We start from the raw sequence: 17,945 nt of genomic DNA, 5'->3' as shown, positions 1-17,945 counted from the left end.
AGGCAAACGGTGAAAATTACAAAAGATGAAATCAATCACGTTGCAGCACTATCTCGACTTGAGTTTGGTGAAGACGAAATTGATAAGTTTACTGAACAAATGGGTGACATTATCAATATGGCACATCAATTAGCCGAAGTTGATACTGAAGGAGTTCCTGAAACTGTTCAAGTTGTTGATCGAGAGACTGATTTTAGAGAAGACAAGCCTGAACATTGGGAAAGTCGCGCAGAATTAATGAAGAATGTTCCTGAAAAAGCTGATGGCTTCATTAAGGTGCCAGTAATTATTGATAAGGATGATAATGAATAATGAATTACTTAAATGAAAACATTGACTCATTAAATAAAAAATTACAAGATGGCGAAATAACAGCTGAAGACCTAGCTAAGGAAACAGTTAAAAACATTAAAGAAACAGACAAAAAGATTAATGCCTGGATTACTGTTGATGAAGAAGCAAAGCCAGCAGAAAATTTAGATTTTAATAAAAATAAATTAGCTGGTATTCCTATTGCTATCAAGGATAATATCATTACTAATGGTATGAAGACTACAGCAGCTAGCCACATTCTTTACAACTATATGCCCGTTTATGATGCTACTGTAATTAGTAAATTAAAGAAGGTTCAAGCAACTTTTGTTGGTAAGACTAACATGGATGAATTTGCAATGGGTTCATCCACTGAACATTCTTACTATGGTGAAACACATAACCCATGGAACTTAGATAAAGTTCCTGGTGGTTCATCCGGTGGTTCTGCAGCTGCAGTTGCGAGTGGTGAAGTTGTTGCAGCTCTTGGATCAGATACTGGTGGTTCTATTCGTCAACCAGCTGCCTTCAATGGTATTTTTGGTATTAAACCAACCTACGGTAGAGTATCACGTTGGGGACTTATTGCTTTTGGTTCTTCATTGGATCAAATTGGTGTAATGAGTAAGCGTGTTAAGGATTCAGCTGAAGTATTAAACGTAATTGCTGGTCCTGATGAACATGATGCAACTGTTTCTGAAAAAGAAGTACCTGATTACACTAGCTTCTTAGGCCAAGATGTTAAAGGCTTACGTGTGGCTGTTCCTAAGGAATACATGGATGCTGTTGACGGTGAAATGCACGAAGTTATCCAAAAACAGATCGATGTTTTGAAGGATGCCGGTGCAATTATTAATGAAGTTTCATTGCCACATACTAAGTATGTTGTTCCTACTTACTACATTGTTGCTTCTAGTGAAGCTTCTTCAAACCTTCAAAGATATGACGGTATTCGTTACGGCTATCGTGCAAAGGATACTAAGAACTTATTAGATGTTTACGTAAAATCAAGAAGTGAAGGCTTTGGTGACGAAGTTAAGCGTCGTATCATGCTTGGTTCTTTTGCTTTATCAGCTGGTGCATATGATGAATTCTTCAAGAAAGCTGCACAAGTTAGAACATTGATTTGCCGCGACTTTGAAAAGATTTTTGAAGAAAATGATGTTATTGTTGGACCAACTACTACTGAGCCAGCATTTGGTATTGGTGAAGAAATCTCTGATCCAATTAAGATGTACAATAATGATATTTTAACTATTTCAGCTAATTTAGCTGGTATTCCAGCCGCTAGTGTACCAGCAGGCTTAGTTGATGGTATGCCTGCTGGTCTTCAAATTATGGCTAAGCGTTTTGATGAAGGAAATGTATTTAAAGTTGCTGATTTCATTGAACGTAATAATAAATTCTACGAAAAAACACCTACAGGAATGGAGGATTAATTAATGAATTTTAAATCGACTATTGGTCTAGAAGTCCACTTCGAATTAAAAACAAAGAGTAAGATTTTTTCTCCATCACCAGTTAGTTATGGTGCTGAAGCAAACACTGAAACTAATGTTATCGACTGGGCTATGCCTGGTGTCTTACCTCGTTTAAACAAAGACGTTTACCGTCTTGGGATTATGGTTGCTTTAGCAACTCATTCACATGTTTTACCAGTAACTCACTTTGATCGTAAGAACTATTTCTACCCAGATAACCCTAAAGCTTATCAGATTACTCAATTCTTCCAACCACTTGCTCGTGATGGTTATATCGAAATTGAAGTTCGTGGTAAGAAGAAGCGCATTGGTATTCATGAAATGCATATTGAAGAAGATGCTGGTAAGAATACACACGGTGCTAACGGTTATTCATACGTTGACTTAAACCGTCAGGGAGTTCCACTTCTTGAAGTTGTTTCTGAACCTGATATGGAAGATCCAGAAGAAGCTTATGCATATTTGACTAAATTACGTCAAATTGTTCAATTTACTGGTGCTTCTGACGTTAAGATGGAAGAAGGTTCAATGCGTGTTGATACCAACATTTCTATTCGTCCTGCAGGTCAAGAAAAGCTTGGTACCAAGGTTGAAATGAAGAACTTGAACTCATTTGACCACGTACGTCGTTCTCTTGCTTATGAAGAAAAACGTCAACAACAAGTATTACTTTCTGGTGGTAGAGTTCAACTTTCTACTCGTCGTTTTGATGAAGCAACTGGTAAGACTGTCCTAGAACGTGTTAAGGAAGGTGACGCAGACTACCGTTACTTCCCAGAACCAGATATTGCTCCTTACCATATTAAGCAAAGCTGGATTGACGAAATTGAAGAAAGTTTACCTGAATCACCATTTGAACGTCGTAAGCGTTACGTTGAAGAATATGGTATTAAAGAATACGACGCAGACGTTATTTTACAAACTAAGGAATCAAGTGATTTCTACGATGCTGCAGTTGCTGCTGGTGCAGATCCAACATTAGCTGCTAACTGGTTAAACACTCAAGTTAATGGTTACTTGAATGAAAACCAAGTTGGTATTGCCGATATTAAGTTAACTCCAGAACACTTAGCTGAAATGATCAAGATGATCAAAGATGGTACTATTTCTTCTAAGATCGCTAAGAAGGTCTTTAAGGAATCAATTGAAAACGGTACTGATCCTAAGAAATATGTTGAAGATAAGGGTATGATTCAATTATCTGATGTTTCTGTTCTTGGGCCAATGGTTACTAAGGTCGTTGATGACAACCCACAATCTGTTGAAGACTTTAAGAATGGTAAAGATCGTGCAATTGGATTCTTAGTTGGTCAAATCATGAAACAAACTCGTGGTAAAGCTAACCCTAAAGTTGTTAACCAATTGCTTAACAAGGAACTTCAAAGTCGTTAATCATTTTAGGGAGGCGAGAGGCGATGACGAAAAAAGCAAGATTGATTTATAATCCTGTCTCGGGTCACGAGCAAATGCTTCAAAATGTAGCAGATATTTTAAATGTATTAGAACAGGCTGGTTTTGAAGCCAGTGCTTTTAGGACTACGCCAGAACCTCTGTCTGCTCAAAATGAGGCAAAAAGATGTGCCTTAGCAGGTTTTGATTTACTAGTTGGTGCTGGTGGAGATGGTACTATTAATGAAGTAGTCAACGGAGTAGCTCCATTAGAAAAACGGCCAAAACTTGCTGTTATTCCAGCAGGAACTACCAATGATTTTGCTCGTGCATTAAAGATTCCGAGAGATGATTTAGTTGAGGCAGCTAAAGTAATCCTGACAGGTAAAACACAAAAGATGGATATTGGGCGTGCGGGTAAGCAATACTTTATGAATATTGCTGCTAGCGGTTCATTAACTGAACTTACTTATGGAGTACCTTCAGAAGTAAAGTCTGTCCTGGGTTATAGTGCGTATTTGCTTAAAGGTGCAGAAATGCTACCAAAAATCAGTAGCAATAAGATGCGTTTAACTTATGATGAAGGAGTCTATGAGGGAGACTTATCAATGTTTCTTTTAGGGATGACCAATTCAATTGGAGGTTTTGAACGTATTATGCCAGATGCTCAATTATCAGATGGGCTATTTCAGTTAATTGTAGTTAAAACTGCAAATCCAGTAGATGTTTTACGTTTAATGGCCATGGCTTTGAATGGAAATCATGTTAATGATCCACAGATTATCTATACTAAGACTAAAAATTTAAAGGTAGAATTATTAGGTGATAGTAAAGATAAGGATCCTATTCCTGTGAATTTAGATGGTGAGATTGGTGGTCATTTACCAATTGATTTTGAAAATCTAAAACAGCATATTGAATTTTATGTTGGTTAATATAAAATAGAGACTAATAATTTATTAGTCTCTATTTTTGTTGGAGAAGAAATGAAAAAATTTATTCATAATTTAAGTACAGATGTTAATGGAATTGCTGAATGGGCAATTATTTTTTACACTGTTTTCCCCTTAGTGGGCTTTATTGCGAGTCTTGTATATTTAATAAAAAAAGAAAAAATTAAAGCTAATGCAGTGTTCTTTTATGCACTAATGGGATTATTAATAAATGTAATTTTCTATATGATTTTTGGAAGATAGGGTAATTTATGACAGTAAAACTAATTGCGGTAGATTTAGATGGAACTTTATTAACTAGTGGAAATACAATTTCACCTGAAACTCTGAGGACTTTACAGGTAGCACATGGGATGGGAATTAAGATAGTGCTTGCTTCTGGTCGTCCTCTCTCTGGAGTAATGCCTTTTGAAACTCAACTAGGACTTGAGGGGCCAGAAGAATATGCAGTTGTCTTTAACGGCGCAGTTGTACAAGATTTATCTGGAAAAGTTCTAATGAGTCAAGAGATGAATTATCGCGATTTTGAAATAATGCTTCGCTTGCAGAGACTTGCTCACGTGAATTTACACTTTGAAACAACTAAACGTTTTTGGACTTTAGATCGTGACCTTTCAGTACAAATGCAAATTAATGCTGCTTTAACTGATAATGAAATTAGAGTTCGTGAACGTAAAGAAATCCCACAAGATTTTACCTTTAACAAGGTAGGATTTACTTGTGCAAAAGATAGTGATCAAATTGAAAAACTATGGAATTCGATTCCATACTGGGCCTTTGAATCCTATGATATAGTTCGTAGTTTAGATAACTGTATTGAGTTAAATGGAATTGGGGCTTCAAAAGGAAATGCTTTAATGGATTTGGCTCAACGTTTAAAGATTAGCCCAGAAGATGTCATGGTCTTTGGTGACCAAGGAAATGACGTTTCCATGTTTGAAAACCCAAGTTTCAAGAAAATTGCTATGGGAAATGCAATTGAAGATATCAAAGAAAAAGCTGATTTTGTAACCGATGATAATAATCATAATGGGATTGCTAAAGCCCTTAAAAAGTTTGTAATTTAATAAATTAAGGTTATCTTATAAAAATTAATAATTAAAAATACACGATTCTATAAGAGAAGAATTTTATAGAATCGTGTATTTTTTTTGATATTTTAATACTAAGATTTTAAGTAACCTTACTGTGATTTGTTTTATATAATATTCATTATTTTTGACTATAGGCTTAAGCTAAAAATAACTATTTTATCTGATCTTAGAAGCGATTATCCTTAATATCAAGTGCGTATGCTTTAATTTAATTACAAAAGATATATTATAGATGTGTATAGTAGTGCGTTATTTATATGCTCAATTAGTATTTTTTATATTTTGTAATTTATGATGTGGATTTGGAAAAAAGCATGGAAGAGAAAAATTTAAAAAATAAAATAAAAGAAAAGATAGTCAAAAGAAAAAATATGTAGACCCGAATAGATTAAAAGCTCAGAGTAATAATTCAAAGTCCTATATTAAAGAACTTGCTGCATTAGCAGTAATTTTAGGTACCGGAACAACTGGTATTGCGATTTTACCCAATGATCGTGTATATGCAGCACAAACTTCCGTGGATGCTAAATCTCAAATTGTGGGATCAGTATCAGAAAGTACCCAAACTGGGGTTTCAAATAAAGTAAATAGTAAATCTACTGAAAAAGAAAATAGCATTAGTAATTCGGAAGTACAAAGTCTATCTACTTCTAAGAGCCTCAAAATTTCAGAAAGTGTTTCTGATTCTATAAGTCAGTCTGAAAGTATTTCCGGTATCGTATCTCAATCTCAGAGTCTCTCACATTCACTGAGTCAATCTGAAAGTATACTTAATTTTCTAAGTTTGGCCAAAAATAAATCAACAGAAAAAATGTCTAATACTCAACAGTATTAAAAAGTAATAAAAACGTTGAAGCAAATTCTACAGATATTAATAGATCAGCTAATACATCACATGTAAGTCAGTCTGCAATTACTTCTGCATATCACTCAACTTCGAACAATGTTCCAACTACACTACAAGCTAGTTTAGAGTTAAATAAAAATATTTCTTCTCTTAACAATTTGCCTCTTGCTACAAATAATACAATTCAACGAAATAATTCGACTACGAATTCACAATTACCAGTTTCCTTAGGTGTTAATTTTGTAACTTTAGCGACAACAAATGATGCAGTTATTAAACCTACTTTTTCTGGTACAGTAATGATTAAAAATGCTGACGGCAGTAATGTTAATGGAACAGACTTTAAAGATGGGGCTGTACCTACCTATACATTTCGTTTATCAACATATGGAGATTCAAACGCTACAAATCCTCAATTTATTATCATGATTCCAAAAGGATTTACTGCTACTACTGCTGATCTTTCTACTTTAACTAATACTCAAGGTACTGATATCTTTAGTGGTAGAGGATTTGCAGGACTGTCTAATGGAAAATCAATAATAAAGGAATTAGGAAACTATGGTCCAAATGGTGAACAACTATTTATGATCACCTTAACTGGTGCAACACTAACGTGAGGAAATAACTTTGGTGGTCAAGTCAAATTAACCTTAGATGCAAATGCAAAAGGTGTAGTTTCGTATAATGTATATGGCGCTCCTTTTGTTTCTGAAGTATCTAATTATGCGGTAACAAATGGGACAAGTGCTTATGGAGGTGGTTCATATACCTTTAACGTAAATGGGCAAGCAATTGAGGTTGTTAAAAACTCTACTGGGATTAATAATCAGCAAGGTTCAATTAATTATATTCTTAACAACACTGTAGAATTACCTTAATTTACAGGAACTGCTTCTTTTGATAATTTAAATTCATCTGGTGCTTTTGTTTCTGGAAATAGTATTAGCTACACTAACAATACTCCACAATCACAAATACCCGTCCTTTCTGTTCGCCTTTCTACACTTGGTGATTCTACCGTTAATAATCCACATTTATTGTGATGATTCCAAAAGGTTTTACATCAAGTAAATCTGATTTTAGTTTGATAGACAAAAATGTTGGTAATTATTTTGGCGGTCAATTTAATGTGTCTAATCAATATTCGACAAGTAACTATTCAATTGAAGATTTAGGAAAAGTCGGACCAAATGGAGAGCAGTTGTTTAAAATCCAGTTAGACTTTAATCCTGGCTGGAATGCGGCACGGAACTTTGGTGGACAATTTAAGTTAACACTAGATCCAACTCAGACAGGAACCTATAACTATGGAAACAATGGGGTTCCAATAGTTTCAGAACTTGCAAGTGATGCGACACCAACTGCTGGTACTTATACTTTTGTAGCTAATGGACAGAATATAGCTGTGGTAAAAAGTGGCTTCAGTTCAGATATTAACTATGCGATTAATACAAATTTGATTCCTACGTTTACTGGTACTGCAATTCTTGATGCAAATGGAAAAACGTATAGTGGAGATTCAGTTCCAACTTATAGTTTTCGTTTATCAACAACTGGGGAATCTACAGTTCAAAATCCTAAATTTATTGTAATGATACCCGATGGATTTACAGCTACTACAGGTGACTTCAGCTTTAACACTAGTGGCTATTCTGGTACGGCATCAGTTAAAGAGTTAGGCAATTATGGACCAAATGGAGAGCAACTCTTTGAAGTATCATTAACTGGGACGACGCCTAACTTTACAACAAATTCAGTAATGGGATCAGTTAAACTGAGTCCAAACTTTAATGGTCAAACCGGTGGTAGTCATACCTATTCAAATGCAACTGCGCCTTTGGTGGCAGAAGTTTCTAACTATTCTAATACAACTTATGGAACGTATACTTTTAATACAAGTGATGGAGCGGTCACTGTTGTAAAAAGCCCACAAACTGTTAATTGGACTGATCCAAGTAACCAAGCTGCTAATAGTAGTGGAAGTGTTACTTATACAATACAGGTAGGGAAAGAGCAATTACCGACTACTGCCTATACCATCAGTAATATTAAAGTGACACCAGTTGCTGGAGAAACCAGTAGCGATGCTGGCTATGAACAGCTTGCCTTTTCAATTACTCCAAAACAAACTATGCAAGATGGTCAATATATTGACGTCCATTTAGGACTACCGGATAGTAATGGGAATATTGAAGATTATGATAGTAAATTAGCGGCTAATCTGTCCTTAATGACCCCTAATAAACTTCAAATAGCCACTGCATATAATATGGATACATATTATAGAATAGTTTTTAATTCAGAAGCGACAGACTATACTAGTGATAATAATAAATTAACTCTTAATCCAATATTAAGATGGGGAATCCACAGTCTCAACAACCATCCATTAGTACTAATCAAAGTAATACCAATACTTCTAATTTAGGAAAAGTTTATGTTTATCAATATACCGATGATGAATCTAGAAATGGAACTCTATTTGCTTATACTCCTACCAATGATGTAACAATAAATGGCCAACATTATGCTAGTGGTCTTCAGATTCAAGGACAATATGTCTATGATAAGCAGTATCTTGATTATACCAATACTACTACGGCGGGTATTTTTTATAATAACAATAGAGTATGGGGACCAAATAATAGTGTCTACATAAATACTAATTGGGTCAATGTTATAGGATTTAATATTGCTATTAGTGGAGCAACTATTTCTGAAGCTAATACGGGTTCTAATTTTGATATCGCAATTGCTGTAGGAAATAGTAAAGAATTTACTTATAGCTGGCTTACGGATAGTCAGATGGAAGACCGAATTAAAAGCATCTATGCATGGTATGTAAATAATGAATTAAGCAATGAAGTTGCTGGAAGTTCTTCTACGAATGTTTACTTGAAGAGTGGGATAAATAAAGTTAGTCAAATGACTTCACCGGTTACAGTAACACATGAAGAAACCATCACAGATAATGGTGAAATTAAAATGGTTTATCATGTTCAAATTGCGGACTCTTCAATTAAATTAAAAGGAGTGATTGTTCCTTTAACAGTAAGTGCAAATGGTTTTACAATGCCAGATGATATCAAGTCCTATCAGGAAGATCTGGATAAATCAGCTACAGTAGATAAGAATAACTATGAAAATACTCCTAATATGGGTGCAGCTACAAGTAATGCAGCCTTACAAGAGGCATTACAAAATACGGCGCACCCGCTTATGACTATTACAAATAATGTTACAGGAGATACAGTTCCTTTACCACATACTATAGATTGGAATACTTGGAAGGCTGGTATTAGCTATGGTGTTAACGGAGATGTTACCAATTCAAGTGATGCTACTAATACAAGGACTGCTATACTTGAATTTATTAATGATACTAATCCTTCAAATCCAATTACACTTACGCAAGCCACTAATAATTTCCAAGGACCTGCTGAAGGAAAAATTGTCTTTTCTAATGCTACTACGACTTTAGAGAACCTAGAAAAACAAGGATATACTCTTGAAAAGGTAGTTGACAATCAAACAGGAAAGATAATTACTCCTCCTGAAGGAGTATCGCCAACAAATTTGAGTGCTTATTCTTATGGAAATTTAATTGATGGACCAAACGAATTTACTGTTATTTACATTAGACAGATATCCAGAGTATAAGTACGGTAGTCCAAGAAAGCATTAGTGAAAGTGTAGAAATTAGCCAAAAGCTTTCACAAAGTGAAAGTATGGCTATATCTAAGTCATCTAGCTCAACAAGTACGATAACTTCAACAACTAGTACTAACAATAATGGTTCTAAAGTAACGCCAAACAATAGTGGTACTAAATATACAATTTCTACTAATACACTTAAGCCTCAAAATGAAAATGCTGAATCTGTAGATAAGACAGTTAAGAGACATTACCGTAGAGGTAAATTGCCTCAAACAGGAGCAGAATCAAGTTCCAACTTGTTAGGATTAATGATTGCTGCTCTAGGTGGCTTACTCGGCTTCAGACGTAAAAAACGTAAAAATAAAGATTAATAAGTCTGTTGAAATGCAGATATCGTTAACGATAGTGGTAATGCGATGTGTGAGAGAAGAGACTTCTGAGTTTACGCATAGAAATTTAACTAAATCAAATGGTGAATTGTACCAAGTCATAGTTCCGGAGATAAATGTAAAAATAGGATAACCATGCTAATCCTCTCTCTTAATTGATAAAGAAATGAAAAACTATAACTTTAATGAGAAGTCACGTAGGTATAGATTAGCTATTGATCTATTTTCTTTTACATGTTGAAACTTATTTTGAATGAATTAGCTGATTAGGGGAAAATAGAATATAAATGTTATATAATGTATTTTTAGTAGATAATATTATACAATTTGTAAAAGTTAGATGTTTAAATATGGCGGAAATGAGTGATAAGTTTGAAAATAATTGTATTAAATGGAGATTATGGATTTTTAGATAAAATTGAAACAACAATTAAATCAATTATTTATCATAATCAAAAAGTAAAAATCTATGTTATCAATCCTGATATTCCACACGAATGGTTCATTAATTTGAATCAATATCTCAGTCAAATAGGGTCACGAATTGTAGATAAAAAAATTGATCAGGCATATTTAAATGACGTTAATTCTTCTTTTAAAGGAATTAAAAATATTGCCTTTGCGAGAATACTAATTCCTGAATTAATTAAAGAAGATAAAGTACTATATTTAGATTGTGATATAATTGTGAATGCCAATTTAGATGAATTATTTAATATTGATTTAGAAAATAAATGGGTTTGGGGTGTGCGTGACTACCAAGTTCCTTCAGAATTTAATTCAGGAATGTTATTGATTAATAATAAAAAGTGGAGAGAAAGTAACATAGTTTCTAGCCTTTTAGAGAAAGCAAAAGATACTCATCTTCGAAATGGTGATCAAACTGTTATCAATGAAGTATTTAAAAATAAAATTCAAGAATTAGATCCATCTTATAATTACCAAATTGGTTTCGAAAGAGCAGCTTTTTGGTTAAATTTGCAAAAAACTACACAATTTCTTGATAAAGTTAAAAAACCCAAAATAATCCACTTTATTACTGAAGACAAGCCATTTAATATGGTTTCTGTTGGTAGCCTGCGAGAGAAATGGTGGCATTATAGAAGATTAGAGTGGTCAGAAATTATTTCTAAGTATAGTAATTTTGATAAGAGCAAGATTAAAGATTTGTCTTTTGATGGAGAGGCGTTTTTGTTTACTCGTTTGGCTGAAACCGAAAATATTGAGCAATTGATTCAAAAATTGCCAAATATAAGATTCGATATTGCTGCGTATACGCCTATGGCTTTTCTTTTATTGAAATTAACACAATATGATAATGTGAGACTTTTCCCAACTATTATAGGAAAAATTTTGGATAGAGAAATAAATGAAGCAGATATTTATTTAGATATCAATTATGGTCCTAAAGCTGATGAAATAATTGAAAGAATTATGAAGAGAAGGGTACCTATCTTTTCTTTTGATCAGACTAAGTCTCAAAATTTGGATTATGATAATTATCAAGTCTTTTCGGATAATCAAATTGATGAAATGGCAGAAGCGATTAAAGAGACGGTCAAAACTAATGCTCCAAAATATAATATTAGAGTAAAAGATATGGATGAATCCTTAAACTTGATTTTGCAAGATAATAAATCTGTGATTCGCTTTGGGGATGGCGAATTTGATTTAATTAGAGGAGCCTCAATTCCCTATCAAACATATGATTCAGAACTTGCCAAGCGACTAAAAGATATTATTTTGCGGGGTCAAGTTAATAATACCTTGGTTTGTTTACCGGATATCTTTACCAAACCAGAGCGTTATCAAGATTTTACTCAATCATTCTACAAAACATCCTTCTTTCCAAATAATGAAAGTTTCTTAAAAGAAATTGGACAGACTGGTAATTGGTATGGTTCAACTTTTATTTCAAGACCATACATTGATTTGTTTGATAAAAGTAAAAGTGCAGCATACTTTGATAAATTAAAACAACTTTGGAGTGGTCGTAATCTGCTAATAGTAGAGGGAGCACTAACGCGTTCGGGAGTGGGAAATGATTTATTCGCTAATACTAAATCAATTAAAAGAATTATTGCTCCATCAAAGAATGCTTACCAAAAGATTAGCGAAATAGAACAAATGATTCGAGAAAATGCAGAAGATAGATTGATTTTGTTGATGCTCGGGCCAACAGCTAAAGTAATTGTAGATGATTTGCAAGATTTAGAGAATCAAATCATTGATTTGGGACATATTGATTCAGAATATGAATGGTTCAAGATGGGAGCTACTCATAAAGTTAAGCTTAAAAATAAGCATACTGCAGAGTTTAATTTTGATGAAAATATTAATGCTGTTCATGATAAAGCTTATGAAAATGAAATTATTGGGAAGATTGAATAATGAAGACAATTGCTTTAAGTGTAGACTATGGCTGGATTGATAAAGTAGAGACAACTTTAAAGTCAATCTATGCGCATAATCAAGATATCAAAACCTATATTATTAATCCCGATATTCCGCATGAGTGGTTTATGAATATTAATCAATATTTAAAAAGGCTAAACTCAGAAGTTATCGATTTAAAAATTGATCTTAGTCGTTTTAAAGATATGCCAAATCCTGAAAATCGAATTTCTAAGATGGTATATGGCAAATTTTTGATTCCAGAATTAATTAAAGAAGATAAAGTTCTTTATTTAGATAGTGATGTAATTGTGGACCAAAATTTAGATCAGCTTTTTGAAACTAATATTGAAAATAGGCCTTTGTATACTGTAGTGGACTACTTTAATCCTGATCAATTTAATTCAGGGGTCTTATTAATCAATAATAGATTTTGGCATAACAACAATATTGGAAATCAATTATTGGATTTAGGAAAGAGATATAATCTAAATAATACTCAGGTTATGATGAATGAAGGATTTGCGCAGAATTATGGAAAGCTAAATCCAAAATATAATTATCAAATTGGCTATGAGAGAAAAAGTTATTGGAATGATAAAGACAGTTTCTATGCATTCTTTGATCATATAAAAGAACCTGCTATTATTCATTTTACTGAGCGAGATAAGCCATTTAACATTACTGATACAACTGAACTAAGAGAGAAATGGTGGGAATATCACAATTTAGAGTGGTCAAAAATTGTTTTCAGAAACTTTGAATTAAATGACAATTATTATGATAAGACCTTTGACGGAGAGGCCTATACATTTACGAATGTTGCTGAAATTCAAAATTTAGAAGAGCTAGTAAAAAAATTACCTAATATTCACTTTAGTATTGCAGCATTTACTCCAGTTGCTTTTTTATTAAGTCATTTATCTCAATATGATAACGTCACTATATATCCAAGTGTTACGGCTAAAAAACAAATTGAGCTTATTAATATGTGCACCGTTTACCTTGATATTAATTATGGTGATAAAAATAAAATGGTGCTCGATCGGATTGTACATCGCCAAGTTCCTATTTTATCTTTTAGTTCATCACAATCTAAAAAATTAGATTATGAGCACTATCAAGTATTTGAAGACGATCAAATTAATGAGATGGCTAATAGAATTCAGAAAGTAGGAAAGAGTATCACTCAACAATTCGTTCCTCAGCTTTTTAATATACATGTCAGAGGAATGGATGAATCGCTAGATCGACTTATTAATGAGAAAAAGTCCATTATTCGTTTTGGGGATGGAGAATTGAGTTTGATTAATGGAAAGGGTATTACTTATCAAGCATATAATAAGGATCTGTCGAGAAAATTAAAACAGATACTTTTTGCGGGCGGTAATAATAAATGCGATGTAACCCTTCCAGATGTATTTGAAAGTTTAGAGGATTATGGTCAATACACAAAAGATTTTTACGAAACTAATTTCTTTTTTAACAATCAGCATCTTCTAAAAGAAATAGAAAAAACAGAAAATATTTATAGTAATACTTTTATTTCAAGACCATACATTGATCGAATTGATAAATCTAAAAGTGCACACTGGTTTGATAAACTCAAACAAATTTGGAAAGATAAAGATATCTTAATCGTTGAAGGAAATTTTACACGTTCAGGATTAGGAAACGATCTATTTGCTAATACTAAATCAATTAAAAGAATTATTGCTCCATCAAAGAATGCATACCAAAAGATTAGAAAAATAGAACAAATGATTCGAGAAAATGCAGAAGAGAGATTAATTTTGTTAATGCTTGGGCCAACAGCTAAGGTAATTGTAGATGATCTCCAAGATTTAAATAATCAGTTAATAGATTTGGGACATATTGATTCAGAATATGAATGGTTCAAGATGGGTGCTACTCATAAAGTTAAACTTGAAAATAAGCATACGGCCGAATTTAATTTTGATGAAAATATTGAAGCAGTTCATGATCAAACTTATGAGAATGAAATTATTGGCAAAATTGAGTGATAAATAATGCAAACCAAAAAAAGCTACTAAATCAAGGTTTCAACACCAAGATTTAGTAGCTTTTTAAGTAGAATATTAATTTCTATCGCTAAATCCAAAGATTTGTAAGAATTGTAAGAATAAGTTAACGAAATCTAAGTAAAGTGCTAAAGCACCCGCAACTGCCAAGCCGTCAACAGAAACTTGACCACTGTAGTTTTCGTAGATTTGCTTCATTCTTTGTGCATCCCAAGCAGTTAAAATAGTAAAGATGATAACTGCAATAAATGAGAAAATGTAAGAAACCATTGGATTTCTTAAGAACATGTTGATTAGCATTGCAACAATTAATCCGATTAAAGCTGCAGAAGCATATGATCCCAAATTATTTAAGTTCTTTTTAGTTGTGGTACCAATTACAGACATTGTAATGAATACAGTAGAAGAAGCTACGAATGCAGAAGCAATGCTGCGCCCAGTGTAAGCACCAGCAATTAATGAAAGCTCAACTCCATAAACAATTGCCATGATTATTAGCATTACAAAGCTTGCCACCGGATTTCTTGTTGCTCTAAAACTAATTCCAAAAGTTAAAGCAAGTGGAACTAACAATAAAATCCAAGTCATAGCTGGATTGCTGGCAAATAAAGTCATAACTTGTGTTCTAAAGACAGTCATTGTTAAGTAAGCACTTAAGGCAGATACTAAAACAGCAATGGTCATCATGCCGTACATTCTGCTTAAGAATCTATTTAAGCCAGTTACGTCGACAATTGTACGGCGTTCTGGTTCTTGTGAAAAGTTATTCATAAAGCTCTCCCTCTTTCTTTTTATTAGTATATTTTAACTTATCTTTGCACTAAAAGAAACTTTTATACAAAAGGATTATAGAAACGTCCTGAGTTAACTTTAAAGAGCAAAATGACAACTAGCACAAGAATGAAGGCTAGAGTAGTAACTAGATAATCAGCTAAGTTAAAATTTTCTGCCACATACCAGGTACGTTTCTTTTTAGAACCGAATCGTCTAAGCTGCATTGCGGTACTAATTGTATCAATACGATCAAGACTTGAAAAAATAAGTGGGGTAACAATATTTAAAGTTCCATGAATTCTTTTTCCAAGAGAAGCTTTTTTAGAAAGTTCATTTCCTCTTGCTTGTTGAGCTGCGGAAATTGACCAGTAACTTTCTTGAATATTAGGTATATAGCGCAATGCCAAGGAAACAGCATAGGCGACTTTATAACTAACTCCAATTTTATTTAGACTAGCTGCAAATTTACTAGGATTAGTAGTTAATAAAAAGAGTAGAACTAAGGGGATAGAACAGATATACTTCAAAATTACGTTAAATAAATAAAATAGTTCCTGTGCAGTTAAAGTGAAGTATCCTGCATTGATTAGAACCGTTTTTGAATGGTAGAGCGTCTCACCATAAGTTGGTTGAAAAATAAAAACAGCGATGATATTAATAATGGCAAAAACAATAATGAATTTAACAATAAAAGAAACTTGCTTCCACTTGATACCAGCAACTTTTAACAAAATTAAGGATAGGATACAGATAGCAATCAAGAAGCGAGTATCATAGGTAACCATACAAGCAATGGAAACCAGAATTAAAAAGATCATCTTTGTAGTAGCATTGAGAGCATGAATAAAACTATTACCTGGCTGGTAGCCCAAAATTTTACTATCATTCATAATCTTCATCCTTCCAGTTTTGTTGTTCAAAATTAATATAAGCCTGCACAAATTTATTTGGATCAGGTAAGTTATAATGTTTTGCTAAGTCATAAAAACTAGTTCGTTTTAATGAGGCTTCTTTAATTAAATCTTGATTGGTTAATAATTCAATTGGGGTAGTATCTGCAATTAATTTTCCCTTAGCAAATGCCAAAGATCGACTAGTATACTCAAGCATTAAGTGCATATCATGGGTGATAATAATGATTGTTTTACCCATAGTGTTTAGATGCTTTAAAAAGCCCATAATTTCCGTATAGGTCTTCCAGTCTTGACCGGCAGTTGGCTCGTCTAAAATAATAATCTCTGGTTCTAAGACCAAAATTGCAGCAATTGTAACACGCTTTTTCTGCCCAAAACTTAATGCGGAAATTGGCCAATGTCTAAAGGGATAAAGTCCAAAAATTTTCAACGTTTGGTCAACTTTTTGCTTAATTGTTTCTTCATCAACATTGCGTAAACGTAAACCTAGAGCAATTTCATCAAAGATCATTTTTTGAGAAATCATTTGGTTAGGATCTTGCATTACATAACCAATCTTTTTGGCCCTCTCTTTAATCGATAAGTCACTTAAATTTTGGCCCTTAAGAGTGATTTTTCCTTCGTTAGAGATAAAACCACAAATAGTTCGGCAAAGGGTAGTTTTACCTGCACCATTTTGTCCAACTATTGAAATAAAATCGCCTTGATTAATAGTAGTAGAAACGTCCTTTAAGGGATAGGGCTGATTTTTACTGTATTGATGGCCAACGTGATCTAATTTTAATAATGGTAAATTATCTGATTCTTTTTTGGTGATTTTAGTTTGTTTAGTCCAAGTGGCTAATTTATCGCTAATTTGTTCAGAAACAGGTAGGGTTGATATTTTGGCTAATTCTTTAATAGAACTTAGATTTATATTAGCAGCTGTAAGGGCCTTTAGGTATAGTGGCTCTCTAACACCAATTTTTTCTAAGGTATTTGAGTGGAGCAACTGATTAGTAGGCTGGTCGGCAACAATGGTACCATCATTTACTAATACTATTCTGTCAATTGGTTGACTGAGAACTTCTTCTACTCGATGTTCAATAATTATAACTGTTGAGTTAAGTTCCTTTTGGATTTTATCGATAATTTCCATCGTTTTAAGTCCAGAAGCGGGATCTAGATTAGCAAGTGGCTCATCGAATAATAAAATAGGTGACTCGTCAACTAAAACTCCAGCTAAGGCAACAATTTGCTTTTGGCCTCCAGAAAGACTTTGTGGAGATTGAGTAAGTAATTCTTTGATTTTTAATTCATCCGCCCACTGGTTTACAGTTTGATGCATTTTATTCTTAGGTTGACAGTCATTTTCTAAAGCAAAAGCGATATCTTCACCAACTGTTAAGCCAATGAATTGACTATCAGCATCTTGTAAGATAGTTGAAGTAGTGAATGAAAAATCAAAAAGACTTGTGCTAGTAATATCTTTTCCATTCACTAAACATTTTCCTTCAACTTCACCTTGATCGATATTTGGAATAAGACCATTAAGGCAGCGACCAATTGTGGATTTGCCGCTGCCTGAAGGTCCAGCCAAAAGAATTTTTTCTCCTTTATTAATCTTCAAATTAATATTTTTAAGAGTAGGTTCTGCTTGGCTATTATATTTAAATGAAAAATCTTTAAATTCAATAATAGGCTCTGTCATTAATTG

The 17,945-nt window shown here is 33.3% G+C and carries 16 protein-coding genes; 13 read left to right on the top strand and 3 right to left on the bottom strand.

The window, feature by feature from the left end; genetic code table 11:
- Positions 1 to 9 precede the first annotated feature (9 nt).
- The 13 genes from gatC (at position 10) to GTO82_RS07590 (ending at position 14,543) form a co-directional block, all read left to right on the top strand.
- The gene (gatC, locus tag GTO82_RS07645; RefSeq protein WP_004897863.1) at positions 10 to 312 is read left to right on the top strand and encodes an Asp-tRNA(Asn)/Glu-tRNA(Gln) amidotransferase subunit GatC; all 303 of its coding nucleotides are present in this window, start codon (positions 10 to 12) and stop codon (positions 310 to 312) included.
- Positions 312 to 1,751, top strand: a complete 1,440-nt coding sequence (gene gatA, locus GTO82_RS07640; RefSeq protein WP_180873105.1) for an Asp-tRNA(Asn)/Glu-tRNA(Gln) amidotransferase subunit GatA — start codon at positions 312 to 314, stop codon at positions 1,749 to 1,751. Before gatC ends, gatA begins: the two co-directional genes overlap by 1 nt.
- Positions 1,752 to 1,754: 3 nt before the next feature.
- Positions 1,755 to 3,185: an Asp-tRNA(Asn)/Glu-tRNA(Gln) amidotransferase subunit GatB gene (gatB, locus tag GTO82_RS07635; RefSeq protein ID WP_180873104.1), complete on the top strand. Its 1,431-nt coding sequence runs from the start codon at positions 1,755 to 1,757 to the stop codon at positions 3,183 to 3,185.
- Between the two features lie 23 nt (positions 3,186 to 3,208).
- Positions 3,209 to 4,117, top strand: a complete 909-nt coding sequence (locus GTO82_RS07630) for a diacylglycerol kinase (RefSeq protein WP_014567762.1) — start codon at positions 3,209 to 3,211, stop codon at positions 4,115 to 4,117.
- Positions 4,118 to 4,168: 51 nt separating this feature from the next.
- Complete coding sequence (locus GTO82_RS07625) at positions 4,169 to 4,378, top strand: hypothetical protein (protein ID WP_004893496.1); 210 nt, start codon at positions 4,169 to 4,171, stop codon at positions 4,376 to 4,378.
- 8 nt (positions 4,379 to 4,386) lie between these two features.
- On the top strand, positions 4,387 to 5,202 hold the full coding sequence (locus GTO82_RS07620) for a Cof-type HAD-IIB family hydrolase (protein WP_180873103.1): 816 nt from the start codon (positions 4,387 to 4,389) through the stop codon (positions 5,200 to 5,202).
- A gap of 544 nt (positions 5,203 to 5,746) precedes the next feature.
- Positions 5,747 to 6,064 carry a hypothetical protein gene (locus tag GTO82_RS09670; protein ID WP_222125471.1) on the top strand — a complete coding sequence of 106 codons (318 nt, stop codon included), beginning with the start codon at positions 5,747 to 5,749 and terminating at the stop codon, positions 6,062 to 6,064.
- Between the two features lie 170 nt (positions 6,065 to 6,234).
- Positions 6,235 to 6,696 (top strand): hypothetical protein, encoded by a 462-nt coding sequence (locus GTO82_RS09785; protein WP_260983144.1) that lies wholly within the window; start codon positions 6,235 to 6,237, stop codon positions 6,694 to 6,696.
- Between the two features lie 512 nt (positions 6,697 to 7,208).
- Positions 7,209 to 8,507: a hypothetical protein gene (locus GTO82_RS07610; protein WP_180873102.1), complete on the top strand. Its 1,299-nt coding sequence runs from the start codon at positions 7,209 to 7,211 to the stop codon at positions 8,505 to 8,507.
- A complete protein-coding gene (locus GTO82_RS07605; protein ID WP_180873101.1) occupies positions 8,438 to 9,739 on the top strand; it encodes a hypothetical protein in 1,302 nt (433 codons plus the stop codon). Before GTO82_RS07610 ends, GTO82_RS07605 begins: the two co-directional genes overlap by 70 nt.
- A gap of 68 nt (positions 9,740 to 9,807) precedes the next feature.
- On the top strand, positions 9,808 to 10,107 hold the full coding sequence (locus GTO82_RS07600; protein WP_180873100.1) for an LPXTG cell wall anchor domain-containing protein: 300 nt from the start codon (positions 9,808 to 9,810) through the stop codon (positions 10,105 to 10,107).
- A gap of 390 nt (positions 10,108 to 10,497) precedes the next feature.
- Positions 10,498 to 12,516 (top strand): SP_1767 family glycosyltransferase, encoded by a 2,019-nt coding sequence (locus tag GTO82_RS07595; RefSeq protein WP_180873099.1) that lies wholly within the window; start codon positions 10,498 to 10,500, stop codon positions 12,514 to 12,516.
- Positions 12,516 to 14,543 (top strand): SP_1767 family glycosyltransferase, encoded by a 2,028-nt coding sequence (locus tag GTO82_RS07590; RefSeq protein ID WP_180873098.1) that lies wholly within the window; start codon positions 12,516 to 12,518, stop codon positions 14,541 to 14,543. Before GTO82_RS07595 ends, GTO82_RS07590 begins: the two co-directional genes overlap by 1 nt.
- Before the next feature lie 75 nt (positions 14,544 to 14,618).
- On the opposite strand, the gene GTO82_RS07585 is transcribed toward GTO82_RS07590, so the two are convergent.
- From GTO82_RS07585 to GTO82_RS07575, 3 genes are all read right to left on the bottom strand, one after another.
- Entirely contained in the window at positions 14,619 to 15,332 is a 714-nt protein-coding gene (locus GTO82_RS07585; protein WP_180873097.1) for a Bax inhibitor-1/YccA family protein, read from the bottom strand.
- Positions 15,333 to 15,394: 62 nt separating this feature from the next.
- Positions 15,395 to 16,225: an energy-coupling factor transporter transmembrane component T family protein gene (locus GTO82_RS07580; protein ID WP_180873096.1), complete on the bottom strand. Its 831-nt coding sequence runs from the start codon at positions 16,223 to 16,225 to the stop codon at positions 15,395 to 15,397.
- Positions 16,218 to 17,939, bottom strand: coding sequence for an ABC transporter ATP-binding protein (locus tag GTO82_RS07575; protein WP_180873095.1), 1,722 nt, complete (start codon positions 17,937 to 17,939; stop codon positions 16,218 to 16,220). Before GTO82_RS07575 ends, GTO82_RS07580 begins: the two co-directional genes overlap by 8 nt.
- Between the last annotated feature and the right edge of the window lie 6 nt (positions 17,940 to 17,945).

This window comes from Lactobacillus johnsonii, assembly GCF_013487865.1.
In the GTDB taxonomy this organism is placed as follows: domain Bacteria; phylum Bacillota; class Bacilli; order Lactobacillales; family Lactobacillaceae; genus Lactobacillus; species Lactobacillus johnsonii_A.
This window is presented reverse-complemented; position numbering and strand designations above follow the sequence as displayed.

Excerpts from the sequence above, each read along its gene's own strand:
- GTO82_RS07630 (WP_014567762.1), top strand. The coding sequence starts at position 3,209 with ATGACGAAAAAAGCAAGATTGATTTATAATCCTGTCTCGGGTCACGAG.
- GTO82_RS07575 (WP_180873095.1), bottom strand. The coding sequence starts at position 17,939 with ATGACAGAGCCTATTATTGAATTTAAAGATTTTTCATTTAAATATAAT.
- GTO82_RS07585 (WP_180873097.1), bottom strand. The coding sequence starts at position 15,332 with ATGAATAACTTTTCACAAGAACCAGAACGCCGTACAATTGTCGACGTA.
- GTO82_RS07590 (WP_180873098.1), top strand. The coding sequence starts at position 12,516 with ATGAAGACAATTGCTTTAAGTGTAGACTATGGCTGGATTGATAAAGTA.
- GTO82_RS07625 (WP_004893496.1), top strand. The coding sequence starts at position 4,169 with ATGAAAAAATTTATTCATAATTTAAGTACAGATGTTAATGGAATTGCT.
- GTO82_RS07600 (WP_180873100.1), top strand. The coding sequence starts at position 9,808 with ATGGCTATATCTAAGTCATCTAGCTCAACAAGTACGATAACTTCAACA.
- GTO82_RS07580 (WP_180873096.1), bottom strand. The coding sequence starts at position 16,225 with ATGAATGATAGTAAAATTTTGGGCTACCAGCCAGGTAATAGTTTTATT.
- GTO82_RS07620 (WP_180873103.1), top strand. The coding sequence starts at position 4,387 with ATGACAGTAAAACTAATTGCGGTAGATTTAGATGGAACTTTATTAACT.
- gatA (WP_180873105.1), top strand. The coding sequence starts at position 312 with ATGAATTACTTAAATGAAAACATTGACTCATTAAATAAAAAATTACAA.
- GTO82_RS07605 (WP_180873101.1), top strand. The coding sequence starts at position 8,438 with ATGGGGAATCCACAGTCTCAACAACCATCCATTAGTACTAATCAAAGT.
- gatB (WP_180873104.1), top strand. The coding sequence starts at position 1,755 with ATGAATTTTAAATCGACTATTGGTCTAGAAGTCCACTTCGAATTAAAA.